Here is a 15,099-nt window from a genome sequence, read left to right as displayed (position 1 = left end):
CAGTCGCTGGACAAACTGCTGCCCATGATCGACTGATCATCTGATCTTGCTAAAATTTAAAGGGTGCCTGCGGGCGCCCTTTTATTTTTTGCTTTTGAAACGGCTCGCCGCTGTAGAGTCCTAAGTGTATTTCTGGCCGGATGTAGCGGATGGCATGTGATACTATGGCAGCCAGACGACGGCGTTGGGAGGATTCTGATGCAGAAAGTGAATGGCATAGGCGGCGTGTTTTTCCGCGCTAAAGATCCAAAGGCACTGAGTGAATGGTATGAGACGCATCTGGGTGTCAGTCACTATGACCCTGTGCCGTGGAAACAGAGCGAAGGGTACACAGTGTTTGCACCGTTTGCAGAAGATACCGGCTATTTTGGCAGGGCCGAGCAGCAATGGATGATCAATTTTCGTGTCGACGATCTTGCGGCGCTAACAGCTCAGCTGGAAGCCGCCGGAATCACGGTTGAGACCAATCCCGACTGGGATAGCGAAGTGGGAAAATTCGCCCGTATCCATGATCCCGAAGGCAACCCCATCGAGCTATGGGAACCAAATCAATGACATAGCGGAATTGTATACCGTTGTATCCTTGTAAGTATATGAAATAAAAAGATAATTGATGTATCTTCAATCTGTCTTATAGTGCCCGGGGGATACCGGAGCTTGCTATGACGCCGATTGACGACCATCCGCTGCGCTATGCGTTGGCAAATGAATTGCATGCACGTCCGTTTCCGGTGGCGTCTACCCCATGCACCGTTGTCTTCCTGGCGATCAAAAAACCGGTCGAGGCTGCGGCACGAAACCGGGACGAAGATATGGCCCATCTGATCAATCTGCTGGATCGCCACGGTGCGCAGCACCCACAACCCGGGGCCACGCATTATGCCGGTCAGATCGGGCGGCACTGGTTGAAATGGGAACAACATACCGAGTTCGTGACCTATACGGCGATCACCCAAAATGTCAGCGACCGCGCCTTCAATCCGGCGGATTTCGAGGTGTTCCCGCCCGACTGGCTGATCGCGAGTCCTGGTCAGCGCGTGACGTCAGCAATGATCCGGGTTGTGGAGCGCCAGAATGATGAGGCGGTACAATCCTCATTGGCTGATTGGTTCGAACCGGAAAGCCTGGCCGTGGCTCGCGTTTTGGACGATTCAGCAATCTGCGCAAGCGACTTTCGCATCGATCCGGCAGGGCATATGCGGTTCGCCATGTTTGTCAGCGATGGCGCTGGTCGCCGTCGGACCGGCCGGGTCATTCAACGCCTCTGCGAGATCGAGACATATAAGGCGATGTCCATGCTGGGTTTCGCGCGCGTTAAGCAAATGACGCCTCGCATAGGCGAATTGGACAGCAAGTTGACCCGCTTGATGGGGCAAATGACCGACAACTCGGCCCATCCAGACGAGTTGTTGCCCGATCTTCTATCGACATCGATCGAGTTGGAAACGCTTTCGGCCCAATGTTCTTTCCGCTTTGGGGCCACGGGGGCCTATGAAACAATTGTTAATCAACGCATCGAAGTCTTGCGCGAAGAAAGGTTCGAAGGGCGTCAGAGCTTTGCCGACTTCATGATGCGCCGGTATGACCCGGCGATCCGCACGGTGAAATCCACCGAACGCCGTCTGCAGGCTCTGTCTGATCGTGCTATCCGTGCTGGGGAGCTGTTGCGGACCCGGGTGGATGTCGAACGCAGCGCTCAGAATCAGGCGTTGCTGGAAAGCATGGATCGGCGGGCTGATTTGGCGTTGCGGTTGCAGCACACGGTCGAAGGGCTTTCTGTGGTCGCAATCAGCTACTACGCGGTCTCGCTGGTCAGCTATCTGCTATATCCTTTGACAAATGCCGGGATCAGCAAGGGAATGCTGACGGCTGCAATCACGATCCCGGTTGTGTTTGGCGTCTGGTTTGCCATTCGTCAGATCCGTAAACGGTTGGAATAGTCGACAATTGCCAATTTCCTCAGGACCTGTAGAACGGGCGAGGTTTGTCAGGTCTCATATTGGGGTATTCCGTGATTGGTGTTGTTGCCGCATGGCGTGCTGTTGCCGCCATGTTTATCCTGAATGGTGCCTTGTTCGGCATTTGGGCCTCGCGCATCCCAGCGGTGCGCGATCGACTTGAGCTAAGTCACGAAGCATTGGGCTATGGCCTGTTGTTCATGGCTGCTGGTGCTGTGTGTTCCTTTCCAATTACCGGCAAGCTGACGGATCGGTTCGGGGCTGTTGCAATCACGCGGATCATCGCAGTTTTATACACGGCCTCGCTGATCCTGCTGGCGTTTGCGGATGGGTTCTGGGCGCTGGCGGTGTTTCTATTTATGTTTGGGGCCTTTCTGGGCTCGATGGACGTGGCCATGAACGCATGGGCAGCCGAGGTCGAGCAAGTTTATGACAAGCCTCTCATGTCGTCCTTCCATGCAATGTGGAGCCTTGGGGCAGGACTGGGGGCGCTTAGTGGCTATGCAGCAGTTCAGATCGGGCTGAACGTTATGCAGCATTTCCTGTTGGCAGGGGGTATCGCCGTCGGGTTGGCTCTGACCCTGTCCTGGGTACGATGGACGTCACGGCGGTCAGAGGCCAACAAAGGATCGGTCTTTGCATTGCCCTCTGGTGCCCTGGTGCTTGTTGGATTTACCGCACTATGCGGGGCCTCGGGCGAGGGTGCAGTCGCGGATTGGAGCGCGATCTACCTGCGCGACGAAACAGGCGCAGCCGAGAGCGTCGCAACGCTGGGTTACGCTGTATTTTCGGTGATGATGGTATTGTTCCGCTTAGCGGGCGGTTTTGTGATTTCCCGTTTCGGACCCGTGGCGACGGCACGATTTGGAGGCATCTGTGCGGCAATGGGAGTGTTTGCGGTGGTGTCTGCGGGTGAGGCAGGCCTTGCTCTGGCGGGTTTTGCCCTGATGGGGATCGGTTATGCGGTGATTATGCCACTGGCGTTTAGCCGTGCCGCAAACGATCCGGATGTTCCACCGGGCCAAGCGATCGCAAGTGTCGCGACTTTGGGATACGGAGGGTTGCTGATCGGGCCGCCCATGATTGGGTTTCTGGCCGAGCTGATGACATTAAGACTGGCCTTTGCGGTCCTTCTGCCTTTGGCCGTCCTGATCATCGTGTTGGCCGGCGCGCTGAAGCGCGCCGACTGAAATTGCTTAGCGTCCTCGAATGCGTGGATCCAGCGCATCGCGCAGCCCGTCACCCAGGTAGTTCACGCTGAGAACGGTCAACGAGATTGCGAGGCCGGGCCAGAACACGCGCTCGGGGTATTGCTGCAGATAGTCGACGCCATCAAACAGCAGGCGGCCCCAGGTCGGGAAATCCGGCGGGAAGCCGAGCCCGAGGAAGGACAACGCGCTTTCAGTGATGATTGCTGTCGCAATCCCCAGCGTCGCTGAGACCATGATCGGAGACAACACGTTCGGCAGGATATGCCGTGTGATGATCTGACTGTTGCTGGTGCCGATCGATCGGGCGGCCAGTACGAATTCACGCTCTTTGATTGCCAGTACGTCACCCCGCACGATCCGCGCGGTAGGCATCCACGAGGTGATGCCGATGGCGCAGACGATCAGGATGAATATCCCGCGTTCCAGCCCGAATGCCGCAGACAAAGGCTCGCGGAAGAGCAACATCATGACCAGCAGCAAGGGCAACAGAGGCAGGGCAAGGAACAGGTCGGTCAGGCGCATCAGCGGTCCATCAAGACGTTTGAAGAATCCGGCAACAACCCCAATCAACGATCCAAGGAACAGGGCCAGCAGCATCGCGGTGATGCCCACTGAAACTGAGGTCTGCCCACCCGACATCATTCGCGCCAGAATATCGCGGCCCAATTGGTCTGTCCCAAAGGGATGTGCCCAACTGGGGCCTTGGTTCCGCGCGCGAATGTCGATTTGCGTGGGATCAATGCTCCAAAGAAATGGGCCCAGATAAACTCCGGCGACGATGAAGATAAACAGAATTGCTCCGATCATCGCGCCTTTGTGGGTTTTGAACTGGTCCCACACATCGCGCCACTGGCTGCGGGGTGGGGTGGCCAGCTCTTCCATGACGTCGGTGGTAGGTAACGCGGTCGAGGCCGGGGCAAGTCCTTCATCCGGGATCAGCGTATCGGTACGATCATGATCAGTCATAGCGAATCCTCGGGTCCAGAATGCCGTAGAGCACATCGGCGATCAGGTTGAACAGCACGATCAGCACGGCAAAGATGAAGGTCAGGGTTTGGACCATTGGCAGATCGTTTGCCTGAATGGCCCCGATCAGTAATTGACCGATACCGTTCACCTTGAATACCTGCTCGGTAATGATGGCGCCGCCGAAGATGGCCGGAATACCCAGCGCGATCACCGTGACCACGGGGATCATCGAATTGCGCAATACGTGGACCATAACAACCGTGTATTCGCTCAGGCCTTTGGCTCGGGCGGTGCGGACGTAATCCTGATTGAGGTTGTCCAGCATTGAGGCGCGCATGAAGCGGGAAAGCTGCGCGGTGATCTGCAGCGCCAGAACCATGACCGGCATGATCATCTGTTTGAGCTGCACAACAAAGCTGTCCCAGCTGTTGACCACATGGGTGGTGTCGTAGATCGACGGGAACCAGCCCAGCTGGACCGAGAAGATCACGATCACCAGCACGCCCGAGAAGAAGGGCGGGACCGAAAACCCGACCATCGACACGAATGTGCCCATCTGATCGAACCAAGAATACTGCCGGTAAGCCGAATAGATGCCGATGGGCAGGGCGATCAGGATGGCAACCACATAGGCGGTGCCGACAACCCACAGGGTCTGTGGGATACGCTGAACGACGATGTCCATAACGGGCGAACGGGTCTGCCACGAAATCACGCGCAAGTCACCTTCAGAGAAGGTGGTGCCAAAGATCGAGTCAACCAGCACCTGCGGTTCGATCCAGAAGAACTGCACGATCCATTTCCAGAACCGGATATGCATCGGCTGGCCGAGACCAAGCGCCTCGCGCATCTTCTCTTTGACTTCGGGGGGGACGGTAAGCGGAACCTGCGCCATCGGATCGCCGGGTGCGAGCTCGAGCAACAGGAAAATGACGAGGCTGATGAACAGGAGCGTCGGAACGGCCAACACCAGTCGTCTGATGGTAAAGTTAAGCATTAAGAGGCGCCTTTATATGCGTCTTCTTGTTGGAGTGGTCTGCAAATGACCGCGCCCCGAAGTTCGGGGCGCGGTTTTGCAAGGCTAACGCTTAGGAACCGGTTTTGCGGTACCAGTCCGCAATGTTCCACAGCTCGCTGTCCCAAACGTTCAGGACAACACCACCCAGTGTGTTTGCGTGCGCCGACAGACGACCACGGTGCACCAGCGGGATCATACCGCCGTTCTGCACGATGATGTCGTTCAACTGTTTCGCGATCTCGGCACGTTGCTCCAGACCTGCGGTTTCGGCCAGCTGACCATGCAGCTTGTCGAACTCTTCGTTGCAGAAGCGGCTGATGTTTTCACCCTGCCACTGCGATTCCGGCTTAGGCGCCTTGTCGCACAGGCCGTTGCCCAGATAGGACTGCGGGTCAGTGCCGTTAAAGGTGTTGGCGTACATTTCAACGTCGGCATAGAACTTCTGGAAGGTATCAGGCGAGCCCGGGTCACCACCAAAGAAGACCGACGCGTTGATGTTGCGCAGTTCGGTTTCGATGCCGATCTGGCTCCACCATTCCTTGATCAGCGCCTGGAAGTCCTGACGGACGGCGTTGGTCGAGGTCTGATAGACGATTTTCAGCGGAACGCCGTCTTTTTCACGTACGCCATCGCCGTTGGTGTCAACAATGCCAGCTTCGTCCAGCAACGCGTTTGCGCCATCGATATCCTGTGTGTCACAGGTCATCGAGGTCGAGTTGAACGCGGCAGGGGCCGGCACCCAGTTACAGGTCACTTTGCCTGCCTGGCCATAGCCGATTTCCACCAGCAGCGGGCGGTCGATGGCCATAGACATGGCTTTGTAAACCGCAGGGTCCTGCAGGAATGGGTGCGGATGCTTGGCTGTCGAACGCTCGCCTTCCGGCAGGTCGGGCGACGGGTTGGTCTGGTTCAGCATGATACGCTCTACCAGCGGGCCAAAGCCTGCCACCGGAGTACCTTTGCCGCCTTCTTGCATCTGCGCGATCACTTCGGGCGCCAGCTGTAGGTTCCAGGCATAGTCGAACTCGCCGGTTTCCATCACCGCGCGGCCAGCTGCCGTCGCATCGCCGCCGCCTTTGAATGTCACGGTTGCGAAGGCAGGTTTCGCCGGGTCGCGATAGTTGTCATTGGCTGCAAATGTAATCACGTCATTCGGCTTGAACTCGGTGACGACAAATGGGCCGGTGCCAATTGGGTTAAAGTTTTGATCAGTACATTCAGGGGCTTTTGCGCCAACGCAATCCGCGAATTGTGCAGCCTGAATGATCGGGCTTTCACCACCCACGAAGGGTCCGTAGGGGAATGGGGTCGGCGCGTCGAATGTGACCTTGACGGTCAGATCGTCCACGGCTTCGACCGAAGTTACGCCTTCGAACTTGGTCACCTGCGCGCAGCCACCTTCGGGATGCATGCAGTAATCAGCGGTGAACTTCACATCCGCAGAGGTAAACGGAGTGCCGTCCGACCAGGTGATTCCCGGTGCAATTTTCCAGGTGATCGAGGTCAGGTCTTCGCTGACGCCGCCATTTTCAACGGTTGGAATCTCGGACGCCAGATAAGGCACCATATTACCGTCCTGGTCGTAGCGGGCCAGCGGTTCAATCACCAGCGAAGCGGATTCCACATCCTTGGTGCCGCCCGACAGGAACGGGTTCAGGATTGACGGGGCTTGCCAATAAATAATGCTGACATTGCCGTCCGATCCGCGCTCGGCGAAGGCCATCGGGGCCATTGCCGTGCTTGCAATCGCACCAAGCAAAAGGGTTTTGATTTTCATCATACACTCCATGTTGGACACATACGTGTCTCGATTATCTCCGCGATGCCCGCGGATTAGGCGTGGCCGGGCTGAGGTATAAGAACCTGAAATCAAACGAAAACGATTCGATCGCCAACGTGTTTCCCGTTCTCTCCCCAAAACGGTTACGGGGCGTATCGAAACAGAGTTTCGGAAAATTGCAAGCCTTGCGTTACGGAATTTGACCAATTGGTTTGACTTTGCCCGCCACCCCGCCTTAGCGTTTGGCACTCAATCCGAAAAGCCGCCAAGGGGAGAGCGCGCGTGCTGGATCAGCCTATTGCCCAGATCAAGAAACTACGGGTCGAATTTCAAACAAAGGACGGCCCGGTTGTCGGGGTCGAGGATGTCTCGTTTGAAGTCAAACCGGGTGAAACCGTTTGTATCGTAGGCGAATCGGGGTCGGGTAAGTCGGTCTCATCCCTGTCACTGATGCGCTTGGTCGAGTTCGGCGGTGGCGAAATTGCCGGGGGGCAATTGCTGTTTGATCGCCGCGATGGCGAAGAATTGGACCTGTCTGGTGCAGATCAGGATCTGATGAAGCAGATTCGCGGAAATGAGATCGGAATGATCTTTCAGGAGCCGATGACCGCTCTGAACCCCGTATTTACCGTTGGGCGGCAGCTGACTGAAGGGTTGCGAATCCACAAGGACATGAGCAAATCGCAGGCCGAGGAACGCGCGCTGGAGCTGCTGCGACAGGTGCGCATCCCCGAGCCGGAACGGCGTCTGAAACAGTATCCGCATGAGCTGTCCGGCGGTATGCGCCAACGCGTGGTGATCGCCATGGCCATGGCGTGTGAGCCGCGCCTGTTGATCGCGGATGAACCGACGACCGCGCTGGATGTGACTATTCAGGCCGAGATTTTGGCGCTGATGGACCGTTTGAAGCGCGAAACAGGCACGGCGGTGATGTTCATCACCCATGATATGGCTGTAGTCGCGCAGATGGCGGACCGTGTCGTGGTCATGTTCCGGGGCAACAAGGTTGAAGAGGGCACGGTCACAGAAATCTTTGAAAACCCTCAGCACGACTACACCAAAGCGCTGCTTGCAGCGGTTCCGAAACTGGGTGAGATGCAGGGCAAGGCCGCGCCCGAGCCCATGAAACTGCTGGGCGAGGAAGGCCAGACCATCGCACCGATCCCGGGCACAAACGAGGTGCTGCTGACCGTCAAGAACCTGACCACGCGCTTTGCGGTCAAGGGCGGGTTGCTGCGCCGGACCATCTCGAACGTGCATGCGGTCGAAGATGTCTCTTTCACATTGAACCGGGGCCAGACGTTGAGCCTTGTGGGTGAATCGGGTTGTGGCAAATCCTCGGCAGGGCGCTCGATCCTGCGGCTGGTCGAGCCGATGGCGGGCGAGGTTGATCTGGACGGGGTCGACATCATGAAGCTGGATCAGGCTGGCCTGCGCAAGGCGAGGCTGGATATGCAGATGATCTTTCAGGATCCATTCGCCTCGCTGAACCCGCAGATGCAGTTGGTCGATCAGGTCGCCGAACCAATGCGCAACTACGGCGTCGCGTCGGGGTCCGAACTGCAGGACCGCGTGGCGCAGCTGTTTGACAAAGTGCAGCTGCCGCGCAGCTTCATGCGCCGCTTCCCGCATGAGATGTCGGGCGGTCAGCGTCAGCGGATCGCGATCGCGCGTGCATTGGCGCTGAACCCCAAGCTGATTATTGCAGATGAGGCTGTATCGGCACTGGATGTGTCGGTTCAGGCGCAGGTGCTGAACCTTATGATGGAACTTCAGTCCGAGCTTGGCCTCAGCTATCTGTTCATCAGCCACGATATGGCCGTGGTTGAGCGTGTCAGCCACCATGTCGGCGTGATGTATCTGGGCCGCATCGTTGAACTCGGTCCGCGCGCCCGCGTCTTTGAGAACCCGCAACACGCCTATACTCAGGCGCTGATGAAGGCGGTTCCGATTGCGGACCCGAATAAGCGGAAATCGGAAAAAGACCTGAACTTCAAACCGATCCCGTCGCCCATTCATCCGATTGGATACGTGCCCGAGCCCTCGCAATACAACAAGGTTGAGCCGGGGCATTTCGTTCTGACCACTGACAGCGGATATTGATCCTCATGGCTGAGCGCCTGTCTCCGCTGGAGATCATGACAAAGTTGATCTCGTTCCCGACCGTGAGCCGGGATACAAACCTACCGCTTGTGGATTGGGTTGAAGGGTATCTTGAAAGTCACGGGATCGAATCCCATCGTTGGCCCGATCCGGATCAACCGCATAAGGCTGCATTGTTTGCACATGTTGGCCCTTGGGAAGAGGGTGCGATTGTCCTGTCGGGCCACACGGATGTGGTGCCGGTGGACGGCCAGCCCTGGGATTCCGACCCGTTTGTGGTGACCGAGAAAGACGGCAAATATTACGGGCGCGGCACCTGCGATATGAAGGGCTTTGACGCGCTGGCTATCTGGGCGTTGGTTGAGGCGCATCACGCTGATATCAAACGTCCAATGCAACTTGCGCTCAGCTTCGATGAAGAGGTTGGCTGCACTGGCGCGCCGCCGATGATTGAGGCGATGCAGAAAGTGCTGCCCAAGGGATCAGCGGTGATTGTGGGCGAACCATCAGTGATGCAGGCCGTCACGGGCCACAAGGGCGGGTTCGGTTATGACACGCATGTTGTCGGGTTCGAGGTCCACAGCTCGATCATGCATACGGGCGTCAACTCAATCATGGCAGCCGCACCGCTGATTGACTGGGCCAATGACCGCAACGCCGAGAATATGGCGACGCAGCCTTCGGACATTGCGTCAATGTTCGACCCGCCGTGGACAACCTGCCATGTTGGCATGATCGAAGGCGGAACGGCGCATAACATAACCGCCAAAGATTGTCGCTTCATGATGGATTTTCGCACCGTACCGGATGACGAAAAATCGGTCTGGCAAAAGGCCTATTTCGACAAGGTTCGGGACGTTGAGGCGCGGATGCAAACGGTTCATCCCGAGGCGCGCATTGAGCTGTCCGAGCATTTCTCGATCCCCGGCCTTGCCCCCGAAGAGGATGGCGAAGCTGAAATGCTGGTTCGATCCCTGACCGGCGATAATGCCTCTCATGTCGTGAGTTACGGCACTGAAGCGGGACAGTTTCAGGAGGCCGGGTATTCAGCGGTCATCTGTGGACCCGGCGACATTGCACAGGCGCATCAACCAAATGAATTTATAGAGATTTCTCAATTCAACGCAGGTCACAAGTTCATGGAGCGACTGGTACAGCGACTTTGTGAATAAGACCCCGAAGGGAGTTCCAAGATGCCCGTCAAGAACCGGCTGGCCGAGATGCATGGCGAGATTACCAAATGGCGTCGCCATCTGCATATGCATCCCGAGCTGATGTATGACGTCGAAGAAACCGCAGGCTTCGTTGTCGAGCGACTGGAAGAATTCGGTGTTGACGACATAACGCCGGGCATTGGCAAAACCGGCGTTGTTGCCGTGATCAAGGGGCGCGAGGATACCAAGGGGCGCGTTATCGGATTGCGCGCGGATATGGATGCCTTACCCATCGAAGAAGCGACTGGGCTGGATTATGCCTCGACCGTTTCCGGCAAGATGCACGCCTGCGGGCATGATGGGCATACCTCAATGCTGTTGGGGGCCGCGCAATATCTGGCCGAGACCCGGAATTTCGACGGCACAGTGGTGTTGATCTTTCAACCGGCCGAGGAAGGCGGGGCCGGGGGGTTGGCCATGTGTCAGGATGGCCTGATGGATCGCTGGGGTATTCAGGAAGTTTATGGCATGCACAATATGCCCGGGATGCCGGTGGGAGAGTTCGCTATTCGCCCCGGAGCTTTGCTGGCCTCGTCTGACGAATTCGAAATCGTGGTCAGGGGCAAGGGCGGTCACGCTGCCGCGCCACATGACGCGGTGGATACCACGCTGGTCGCATCCCATATTGTCGTGGCTTTGCAATCGGTTGTCTCGCGCACCGTAGACCCGATCAAACCCGTGGTCTTGACGGTTGGGACATTTGAAACCGACAGCCTCGCCTCGAACGTGATCGCGCATTTGGCGCGATTGAAAGGCACTGTTCGCACACTCGATCCTGAGTACCGTGAGATCGTGGAACAGCGTGTTCGGCGGATCGCCGAAGATACAGCCTCGGCCTTCGGTGCCAAAGCTGAAATGACATGGACACCGGGTTACCCGGTTACTGTCAACTCGGAGGCGGAAACGGGTTATGCTGCCGAAGCCGCCGAAGCGGTGGCAGGCACGGTCAATGACAGCACCGATCCGATCATGCCGTCAGAAGATTTCGCCTACATGCTTGAAGAACGGCCCGGAGCCTACATCTTTATTGGAAACGGGAACACGGCCATGTGCCATCACCCGGAATACAACTTCGACGACGACGCAATTCCCGCCGGATGCAGCTGGTTTGCAGAGCTGGTGGAACGACGATTGCCCGTCGCCTGATTTGGGAGGATCAGATGCCAATCAAGAACCGACTTGCCGAAATGCACGATGAGATCACTGGTTGGCGGAGGGATATCCATCAACATCCCGAGATTCTCTATGACACCCATCGCACCAGCGCGCTTGTGGCCGAAAAGCTGAAGGAGTTTGGCTGCGATGAAGTGGTGACCGGAATTGGCCGCACCGGCGTTGTAGGCGTCATTAAGGGCAAGACCGATACGCAAGGGCGCGTGATCGGGCTGCGCGCCGATATGGATGCGTTACCGATGCAGGAGCAGACGGGGCTGGATTATGCCTCAAAGACCGACGGCGCGATGCACGCCTGTGGCCATGACGGACACACAGCGATGGTTCTTGGTGCGGCGAAATACCTGTCTGAGACGCGGAACTTCGACGGCACAGCCATTGTGATTTTCCAACCTGCCGAAGAAGGCGGCAACGGGGCCGAGGCGATGTGCAAGGACGGGCTGATGGACCGGTTCGGCATTCAGGAAGTCTATGCCATGCACAATGTGCCCGGTGTGCCGACGGGTCAGTTTGCCATTCGGTCCGGGCCGTTGCTGGCCGCAGCGGATGAGTTCGATATTCATGTCGAAGGGCGCGGCGGGCACGCGGCCAAGCCTCACGAGACGATTGATACCACGGTAATGCTGTCTCAGCTTATCGTGGCCTTGCAAACCATCGTGTCGCGCAACGCTGATCCGATTTTGCAGGCTGTGGTGTCGGTGACCTCGGTTGAGACATCCTCGAATGCGTTCAACGTCATCCCGCAATCAGCGCAGGTACGCGGCACGGTCCGGACCCATTCCAATGAGATGCGTGATCTGATCGAAAAGCGCCTGGATGAGGTTGCGCAGGGCATTGCCCAAACCTTTGGGGGCACGATCACTGTGGTCTACAAGCGCGGTGTTCCTGTGACGATCAATGCAGAAGAACAGACCGGTTATGCCACCGAGGCCGCCATTTCGGTTGGCGGTAGTTGTGGCGAAGCGCCTATGGTCATGGGTGGCGAGGATTTCTCTTTCATGCTGGAAGAGCGCCCGGGCGCCTTTATTGTGCTGGGCAACGGCGACAGCGCAGGGCTGCACCACCCCGAATACAATTTCAACGACGATATCATTCCGATGGGATGTTCGTGGTTTGCCGAAATGGTCGAGCGCCGGATGCCGGCGGCTTGAATTAGGAGAGAGAAAAGATGCCAGTTAAGAACCGCTTTGCCGAATTGCAGGATGAAATCACCGCATGGCGACGGGATATTCACGAGAATCCCGAGATCCTGTTTGAAACCTACCGCACCAGCGCCTTGGTCGCTGAGAAGCTGAAAGAGTTCGGCTGTGACGAGGTGGTAACCGGGATCGGGCGCACGGGTGTGGTCGGCGTGATCAAGGGCAAGGCCGACAGCAACGGCAAGGTGATTGGCTTGCGCGCGGATATGGACGCCCTGCCGATCCATGAGGCGACCGGGCTGGATTATGCTTCGAAAACCGATGGGGCGATGCATGCCTGTGGCCACGATGGGCATACGGCGATGCTGATGGGCGCGGCGAAGTATCTGTCAGAGACGCGCAATTTTGACGGCACCGTTGTGGTGATTTTCCAGCCTGCCGAAGAAGGTGGCGGTGGCGGGCGCGAGATGTGCGAAGACGGAATGATGGAGCGTTGGAATATTCAGGAAGTCTACGGGATGCACAACTGGCCGGGTAAGCCGGTTGGCAGCTTCTCGATCCGCCCGGGCTCGTTCTTTGCGGCGACCGATCAGTTTGACATCACCTTTGAAGGGCGTGGCGGTCATGCGGCGAAACCTCAGGAAACGGTGGACACAACAGTGATGACGGCGCAGGCAGTGCTGGCGCTGCAAACAATTGCGTCGCGCAATGCTGATCCGATTGATAATGTTGTGGTGTCTGTGACGTCGTTCGAAACCTCGTCCAAGGCGTTCAACGTGATCCCACAGACTGTGCAGATCAAAGGCACAGTCCGCACAATGAGCAAAGAGATGCGCGATCTGGCCGAGCAGCGGATCAATGAGATTTGCAACGGTGTGGCAGCGACGTTCGGAGGAACTGCGGATGTAACCTATATCCGGGGGTATCCGGTCATGGTGAACAGCGATGAGCAGACCGAATTTGCGGCAGAGGTTGCGCGGTCGGTTTCAGGAGCCTGCGAAGACGCGCCGCTGGTGATGGGTGGCGAGGATTTTGCGTTCATGCTTGAGGAGCGTCCCGGGGCCTACATTCTTGTAGGAAATGGTGACACGGCTGCCGTGCACCACCCTGAGTATAATTTCAACGATGAGGCTATTCCGGCTGGGTGCAGCTGGTGGGCGGAGATTGTTGAACAGCGTATGCCTGCGACTTGATTGGGTGGAGCGAGGGGCCAGCCCCTCGCGCTCCCCGGGATATTTATAGCCAGATGAAGATCGGATCGGTGCGTTCTGTTAGCTGAGGGACAGGCGGGAGCAGAGTGTGTCGATTACGGAATCCAGCGCCGATTTTTGCGTATTTACACAGGCTCTGGCCGCGGCTTGCGCAGCGGCTAACTCTGATGGCTTTGATAACCAGAGAGCAACGGCGTCAGACAGCTCTTGCTTGGAGTTTATGAGAATTGCACCTCCGGTTTCGATCAGCGGCTCGAATGTTTCCGCAAAATTGAAAAATCCCGGGCCCGTAATGACGGCTGCCCCTGCTTGCGCGGGTTCAAACGGATTATGGCCACCGATCTCTTTCAAAGACCCCCCGAGAAAGACAATCGGGCAAAGCGCGTACCAGGTTCCAGTTTCCCCTAATGTATCAGCGACATAGACCTGCGTGTCTGCTGTGATCTTCTGATCCGCACTGCGTAGAGCGCTGGACAGACCGGCATTATCGGCGATCTTCAAGACCTCATCCCTGCGTTCTGGGTGGCGCGGGATCAGCAGCAGCAAAAGGTCCGGCCAGCGCTTTGACAGCTCATTGTGAGCGGCAAGGAAGGTTTCTTCTTCACCTGAGTGGGTTGAGCTGGCGATCCAGACCGGACGCCCCGCGATCTGGGTTTGGATCTCGGATAGTGTGGTTTGATCCACGGGCAGCGGATCAGACATGGCTTTGAGGTTGGTGCCGGGTTTGACACGTTCGGCGTCGGCACCTATGGCGACCAGGTTATCCGCGGTTTTTGCGTTCTGGGTCAGGAATACGTTGAAATGATCCAGAATAAAGCGCGCAGTCTTAGGCCGCTTGTTCCAGCCGTCGACCGATTTGTCTGATAGGCGCGCATTCAGCAGAGCAAGTGGCACGCCGGTCTTCGAGGTTTCTACAATCAGGCGCGGCCAGATTTCGCTTTCGACGAAGATGCCTGCGCTGGGTTTCCAGTGCTCTAAAAATCTGCGCACTGGGGCTGCGCTATCCAAAGGTGGGTATTGGTGGCGAGTGCGCGGGGGCAATCGTTTAGCGATCAGGGCCGCTGAGGTCGGCGTGCCCGAGGTGATCAGAAAATCGGCCTTTGGCAGCCGCTGACCCAAGCGGTTGATCAGGCTCAGGACGGACAGACTTTCGCCAACGCTGGCGGCGTGAAACCAGATCAGCTGTCCTTTGGGGCGGGGCAGGCTGGCGTGGCCCAGCCGTTCCTGCTGGCGATTTTCAGGAACGCCCGCTACCTGCAGTTTGCTGCGGACTTTGCGCCAGATCAGCGGTTCGGCAAGTGTCATAGCACCGCAGTACAGCTT

At 57.4% G+C, this 15,099-nt stretch carries 12 protein-coding genes; 8 read left to right on the top strand and 4 right to left on the bottom strand.

What is annotated here, in order from left to right; translation table 11 throughout:
* Positions 1-198 precede the first annotated feature (198 nt).
* From ACR0B3_RS11175 to ACR0B3_RS11165, 3 genes are all read left to right on the top strand, one after another.
* Entirely contained in the window at positions 199-555 is a 357-nt protein-coding gene (locus ACR0B3_RS11175) for a VOC family protein (protein WP_480809120.1), read from the top strand.
* A 107-nt stretch (positions 556-662) separates the two neighbouring features.
* Positions 663-1,940 (top strand): DUF3422 family protein, encoded by a 1,278-nt coding sequence (locus tag ACR0B3_RS11170; protein WP_480809119.1) that lies wholly within the window; start codon positions 663-665, stop codon positions 1,938-1,940.
* Between the two features lie 44 nt (positions 1,941-1,984).
* Entirely contained in the window at positions 1,985-3,148 is a 1,164-nt protein-coding gene (locus ACR0B3_RS11165) for an MFS transporter (protein ID WP_480809118.1), read from the top strand.
* A gap of 6 nt (positions 3,149-3,154) precedes the next feature.
* Here the strand turns inward: ACR0B3_RS11165 and ACR0B3_RS11160 are convergent, their stop codons facing one another.
* The 3 genes from ACR0B3_RS11160 to ACR0B3_RS11150 all read right to left on the bottom strand — a co-directional run bounded on the left by ACR0B3_RS11160 (position 3,155) and on the right by ACR0B3_RS11150 (position 6,933).
* Complete coding sequence (locus tag ACR0B3_RS11160; RefSeq protein WP_170685854.1) at positions 3,155-4,135, bottom strand: ABC transporter permease; 981 nt, start codon at positions 4,133-4,135, stop codon at positions 3,155-3,157.
* Entirely contained in the window at positions 4,128-5,135 is a 1,008-nt protein-coding gene (locus ACR0B3_RS11155) for an ABC transporter permease (RefSeq protein WP_170397107.1), read from the bottom strand. The genes ACR0B3_RS11160 and ACR0B3_RS11155 overlap by 8 nt, the downstream gene beginning before the upstream one ends.
* Before the next feature lie 91 nt (positions 5,136-5,226).
* Positions 5,227-6,933, bottom strand: a complete 1,707-nt coding sequence (locus tag ACR0B3_RS11150) for a peptide ABC transporter substrate-binding protein (protein ID WP_480809117.1) — start codon at positions 6,931-6,933, stop codon at positions 5,227-5,229.
* A gap of 285 nt (positions 6,934-7,218) precedes the next feature.
* On the opposite strand from ACR0B3_RS11150, the gene ACR0B3_RS11145 reads away from it, so the two are divergent.
* Genes ACR0B3_RS11145 through ACR0B3_RS11125 form a run of 5 tightly spaced genes read left to right on the top strand, consistent with a single transcriptional unit; the run spans position 7,219 to position 13,758 of the window.
* Positions 7,219-9,039, top strand: coding sequence for an ABC transporter ATP-binding protein (locus tag ACR0B3_RS11145; protein WP_480809116.1), 1,821 nt, complete (start codon positions 7,219-7,221; stop codon positions 9,037-9,039).
* A 5-nt stretch (positions 9,040-9,044) separates the two neighbouring features.
* Entirely contained in the window at positions 9,045-10,211 is a 1,167-nt protein-coding gene (argE, locus tag ACR0B3_RS11140; protein WP_480809115.1) for an acetylornithine deacetylase, read from the top strand.
* 21 nt (positions 10,212-10,232) lie between these two features.
* On the top strand, positions 10,233-11,399 hold the full coding sequence (locus ACR0B3_RS11135; RefSeq protein WP_480809114.1) for a M20 aminoacylase family protein: 1,167 nt from the start codon (positions 10,233-10,235) through the stop codon (positions 11,397-11,399).
* 14 nt (positions 11,400-11,413) lie between these two features.
* Complete coding sequence (locus ACR0B3_RS11130) at positions 11,414-12,577, top strand: M20 aminoacylase family protein (RefSeq protein ID WP_480809113.1); 1,164 nt, start codon at positions 11,414-11,416, stop codon at positions 12,575-12,577.
* 17 nt (positions 12,578-12,594) lie between these two features.
* Positions 12,595-13,758 (top strand): M20 aminoacylase family protein, encoded by a 1,164-nt coding sequence (locus tag ACR0B3_RS11125; protein ID WP_480809112.1) that lies wholly within the window; start codon positions 12,595-12,597, stop codon positions 13,756-13,758.
* A gap of 78 nt (positions 13,759-13,836) precedes the next feature.
* On the opposite strand, the gene ACR0B3_RS11120 is transcribed toward ACR0B3_RS11125, so the two are convergent.
* Positions 13,837-15,081: a 3-deoxy-D-manno-octulosonic acid transferase gene (locus ACR0B3_RS11120; RefSeq protein ID WP_480809127.1), complete on the bottom strand. Its 1,245-nt coding sequence runs from the start codon at positions 15,079-15,081 to the stop codon at positions 13,837-13,839.
* Positions 15,082-15,099 lie beyond the last annotated feature (18 nt).

The sequence above is a fragment of the Ruegeria sp. CE9 genome (assembly GCF_056537425.1).
The sequence above is the reverse complement of the archived record's forward strand: the minus strand, read 5'-3'. Positions and strand labels throughout refer to the sequence as shown.

What these genes read in the sequence shown, in the direction of transcription:
- ACR0B3_RS11175 (WP_480809120.1), top strand. Translation starts at nt 199, where the DNA reads ATGCAGAAAGTGAATGGCATAGGCGGCGTGTTTTTCCGCGCTAAAGAT.
- ACR0B3_RS11170 (WP_480809119.1), top strand. Translation starts at nt 663, where the DNA reads ATGACGCCGATTGACGACCATCCGCTGCGCTATGCGTTGGCAAATGAA.
- ACR0B3_RS11160 (WP_170685854.1), bottom strand. Translation starts at nt 4,135, where the DNA reads ATGACTGATCATGATCGTACCGATACGCTGATCCCGGATGAAGGACTT.
- ACR0B3_RS11155 (WP_170397107.1), bottom strand. Translation starts at nt 5,135, where the DNA reads ATGCTTAACTTTACCATCAGACGACTGGTGTTGGCCGTTCCGACGCTC.
- ACR0B3_RS11150 (WP_480809117.1), bottom strand. Translation starts at nt 6,933, where the DNA reads ATGAAAATCAAAACCCTTTTGCTTGGTGCGATTGCAAGCACGGCAATG.
- argE (WP_480809115.1), top strand. Translation starts at nt 9,045, where the DNA reads ATGGCTGAGCGCCTGTCTCCGCTGGAGATCATGACAAAGTTGATCTCG.
- ACR0B3_RS11135 (WP_480809114.1), top strand. Translation starts at nt 10,233, where the DNA reads ATGCCCGTCAAGAACCGGCTGGCCGAGATGCATGGCGAGATTACCAAA.
- ACR0B3_RS11130 (WP_480809113.1), top strand. Translation starts at nt 11,414, where the DNA reads ATGCCAATCAAGAACCGACTTGCCGAAATGCACGATGAGATCACTGGT.
- ACR0B3_RS11125 (WP_480809112.1), top strand. Translation starts at nt 12,595, where the DNA reads ATGCCAGTTAAGAACCGCTTTGCCGAATTGCAGGATGAAATCACCGCA.
- ACR0B3_RS11120 (WP_480809127.1), bottom strand. Translation starts at nt 15,081, where the DNA reads ATGACACTTGCCGAACCGCTGATCTGGCGCAAAGTCCGCAGCAAACTG.